The sequence below is a fragment of the Candidatus Erwinia dacicola genome, assembly GCF_001756855.1.
Classification (GTDB): domain Bacteria; phylum Pseudomonadota; class Gammaproteobacteria; order Enterobacterales; family Enterobacteriaceae; genus Erwinia; species Erwinia dacicola.
The window spans coordinates 1-3,702 of record NZ_MAYS01000299.1; the positions used below are offsets into that span (position 1 = coordinate 1).

Genomic DNA, 3,702 nt, shown 5'->3' on the forward strand with positions numbered 1-3,702 from the left:
TGTAAGGGCGCTACGTTCCACCACTGGCTGCTGAACGGGCAGCGCAGTATGCGCGGCGTACGCATGAACACCCTCGGCTGGTTTGACTTCAAATCTGTCTAGTTCGCGCCGCCGGAATCATGACGCTTTCGCCCTGTTGACGAAGCCTCTACAATTAAGCCGCGATTAGCGGCCCACCCTACTGAAGGAATGTCACGTGTTGAAAAGAATACTGCCTCTGCTGGTGCTGTTTTCCCTGCCTGCCTTCGCGGCGAAAGAGACGCTGACGGTTTACACCTATGACTCCTTCTCCACCGACTGGGGCCCCGGCCCGGCGATTAAAAAAGCGTTCGAAGCGCAGTGCAACTGCGAGCTGAAATACGTGGCACTGGAGGATGGCGTATCGCTGCTCAACCGGCTACGTATGGAAGGCAAAAACAGCAAGGCCGACGTGGTGCTGGGGCTGGATAACAACCTCCTGGACGCCGCCGAAAAGACCGGGCTGTTTGCCCCGGCCAGCGTCAACACCAACAGCAGCACGGTGCCGGGCGGCTGGCACAACAGCACCTTCGTACCTTTTGACTACAGCTGGTTCGCCTTCGTTTATGACAAAACCAAACTGCAAAATCCGCCAAAAGGCCTGAAAGAGCTAGTGGAGAGCGACCGACCGCTGAAGATCATTTACCAGGATCCGCGCACCAGCACGTTGGGCCTCGGCCTGCTACTGTGGATGCAGAAAGTATTCAGCGCTGACAGCCCACAGGCGTGGCAGAAGCTGGCGAAGAAAACCGTCACCGTTACCAAAGGCTGGAGCGAAGCCTATGGCCTATTTCTGAAAGGGGAGAGCGATATGGTGCTGAGCTACACCACCTCCCCGGCTTATCACCTGATTGCCGAGAAGAAAGATCGGTACGCCGTCGCTAACTTCAGCGAAGGGCACTATTTACAGGTAGAGATCGCCGGGCAGCTGACGGCCAGCAAGCAGCCTGAACTGGCACAGCAGTTTATGCAGTTCATTTTGACGCCCGCTTTCCAGGATACTATCGCCACCGGCAACTGGATGTACCCGGCGATCAAGATCACCCTGCCTTCTGGTTTCGACACCCTGACCGTGCCAGCCACCTCCCTGCAGTACAGCGCCCGGGACGTGGCGAGCCAGCGCAGCAGCTGGATTAGTGCATGGCAACGCGCCGTCAGCCAGTAATTCCTGGCTGGCTTCTGCCCGGCGCGATTGCCGCGCTGCTGCTGATCGGTGTGGCGCTGCTGGCGTTTTTTGCCCTGTGGCAGAATGCGCCCGCCACCGACTGGCGCGCACTCTGGCAGGACAGCTATCTGTGGCACGTGCTGCGCTTTTCCTTCGGCCAAGCGCTGCTCTCGGCGCTGCTGTCGGTGCTGCCGGCGATTGCGCTGGCGCGGGCGCTATATCGTCGCCGCTTTCCCGGGCGCGCTACCCTGCTGCGGCTGTGCGCCATGACGCTGGTGCTGCCGGTGCTAGTCGCCGTGTTTGGCATTCTCAGCGTCTATGGTCGCAGTGGCTGGCTGGCACAGCTCTGCGCCCTGCTCGGCATCAATTATTCGTTCACGCCTTACGGCCTGCAGGGCATCCTGCTGGCGCACGTCTTCTTTAATCTACCGCTGGCCACGCGCCTGCTTTTGCAGGCCTTGCAGCAGATCCCCGGCGAACAGCGTCAGCTTGCTGCCCAGCTGGGCCTGGGCGGCTGGGCGCATTTTCGCCTTGTCGAATGGCCGTGGCTGCGGCGGCAGATCCTGCCCGCGGGTGCACTGATCTTTATGCTGTGCTTTGCCAGCTTCGCGACGGTTCTGTCGCTTGGCGGCGGACCGCAGTCCACCACCATCGAGCTGGCGATTTTCCAGGCGCTGAGCTTTGACTACGACCCGGGCCGGGCCGCGCTGCTCGCGCTATTGCAGATGGTCTGCTGCCTGGGGCTGGTGATGCTGAGCCAGCGTCTGAGCAAGGTCATTCCAGCGGGCAGCGACAGCCTAGGCGACTGGCGTAATCCACAGGACAGCTGGCGCGCGCGCCTGCTCGACGGCGCGCTGATCGCGCTGGCGCTGCTGCTGATCCTGCCGCCGCTGCTGGCGGTGGTCGCTGACGGGCTTAATCAGGGCTTCAGCGGCGTGTTGCAGAAAGCCGCGCTGTGGCAGGCGACGTTCACCTCGCTGCGCATCGCCCTCGGGGCCGGGTTGTTGAGCGTGCTGCTGACGGTGATGCTGCTGTGGAGCAGCCGCGAGCTGCGCCTGCGTCAGCATCCGCTGTGGGGTCAGGCGCTGGAGCTGAGCGGCATGCTGGTCCTCGCCATGCCCGGCATTGTGCTGGTGACCGGCTTTTCCCTGCTGCTAAATCAGAGCGTCGGGCTGCCGGAGTCGGCGGACGGCATCGTCATTTTCACCAATGCGCTGATGGCAGTGCCGTATGCCATGAAGGTGCTGGAAAACCCGCTGCGCGACATCGCCAAGCGCTACAACCGCCTGTGTTTATCGCTGGATATTCGCGGCTGGAACCGCCTGCGGTTGATCGAGCTGCGCGCCCTGAAACGCCCGTTGGCGTTGGCGCTGGCCTTTGCCTGCGTGCTGTCGATTGGTGATTTCGGTGCGGTGGCGCTGTTTGACAACGAGCACTTCCGCACGCTGCCGTTCTACCTCTATCAGCAGATAGGTTCGTACCGCAGCAGCGACGGCGCAGTGACGGCCCTGCTGCTGCTGCTGCTCTGCATCCTGCTGTTTACCGTGATTGAAAAACTGCCGGGGCACCATGTTAAGCCTGACTAATCTCACCTATCTGTATAACCACCTGCCGATGCGCTTCACCTTCAGCGCGCAGGCGGGCGAACGGTTGGCGATCCTCGGCCCGAGCGGCGCAGGCAAAAGCACCCTGCTGAGCCTGCTGGCCGGCTTCCTGCCCATCAGCGGCGGCAATCTGCAGCTGAACGGCAGCGACCATAGCGCGACGCCTCCGGCGCAGCGCCCGGTGTCGATGTTGTTTCAGGAGAACAACCTGTTTCCACATCTGACGGTGGCGCAGAATATCGGCCTTGGCCTGCATCCCGGGTTGAAGCTCAGCCACCAGCACAAGCAGGAGTTACAGAATATCGCCCAGCGAGTCGGGCTGACGAATGAGCTACAGCGCCTGCCGCATCAGCTCTCCGGCGGTCAGCGCCAGCGTGCGGCCCTCGCCCGCTGCCTAGTGAGACAACAGCCGATCCTGCTGCTCGACGAGCCGTTCTCCGCCCTCGATCCGGCCCTGCGTAAAGAGATGCTGGCGCTGGTAGATGAGGTCTGTACCGAGCGCAATATCACGCTGCTGATGGTGTCGCACAGCATTGAAGATGCCGCGACCATCGCGCCGCGCGGCCTGCTGATAGTTGACGGAAGGGGTTACTGGGATGGCAGCACCGCGCTGTTGCAGCGCGGTGCCGTGCCGGAAGCGGCGGTACTCGGTGTGACTTTAGAAAAACACATCCCATAATAGATGGCAGAACATCCGCATCATCGGGTGGAACTGAATCGCGGTAAAGCTGGCTATCGCCAGCACGGCTACCAGCGGTGCAGGGGCCCTTTAAACTGCCAGCCGATAAAATAGGAGATCCAGTCACCGAGCAGGCAACCTATTGTCTCCACCGCCAATGCAGGATAGAGCCGGTCGAATCCGTCAAGGTGGTGTAAATTCACTTACAGCCTTCCTGTCCGGTAATGGGCCTGTTA

3 protein-coding genes and 1 pseudogene are annotated in these 3,702 nt (G+C 61.4%); 3 read left to right on the top strand and 1 reads right to left on the bottom strand.

Annotated elements, in window-relative coordinates; genetic code table 11:
* Window positions 1-196: 196 nt before the first annotated feature.
* From thiB to thiQ, 3 genes are read left to right on the top strand one after another with little or no spacing between them, the layout of a single operon-like run.
* Complete coding sequence (gene thiB / locus BBW68_RS08865; RefSeq protein WP_070135058.1) at window positions 197-1,183, top strand: thiamine ABC transporter substrate binding subunit; 987 nt, start codon at window positions 197-199, stop codon at window positions 1,181-1,183.
* Window positions 1,159-2,769: a thiamine/thiamine pyrophosphate ABC transporter permease ThiP gene (thiP, locus tag BBW68_RS08870; RefSeq protein ID WP_070135060.1), complete on the top strand. Its 1,611-nt coding sequence runs from the start codon at window positions 1,159-1,161 to the stop codon at window positions 2,767-2,769. The genes thiB and thiP overlap by 25 nt, the downstream gene beginning before the upstream one ends.
* Window positions 2,753-3,466 (top strand): thiamine ABC transporter ATP-binding protein ThiQ, encoded by a 714-nt coding sequence (thiQ, locus tag BBW68_RS08875; protein WP_070135062.1) that lies wholly within the window; start codon window positions 2,753-2,755, stop codon window positions 3,464-3,466. Before thiP ends, thiQ begins: the two co-directional genes overlap by 17 nt.
* A gap of 71 nt (window positions 3,467-3,537) precedes the next feature.
* Here thiQ and BBW68_RS18370 read toward each other — a convergent pair.
* A pseudogene (locus BBW68_RS18370) lies at window positions 3,538-3,636 on the bottom strand (DedA family protein); the annotation flags it as partial.
* Window positions 3,637-3,702: the final 66 nt, after the last annotated feature.

What these genes read in the sequence shown, in the direction of transcription:
- thiQ (WP_070135062.1), top strand. Translation starts at nt 2,753, where the DNA reads ATGTTAAGCCTGACTAATCTCACCTATCTGTATAACCACCTGCCGATG.
- thiP (WP_070135060.1), top strand. Translation starts at nt 1,159, where the DNA reads ATGGCAACGCGCCGTCAGCCAGTAATTCCTGGCTGGCTTCTGCCCGGC.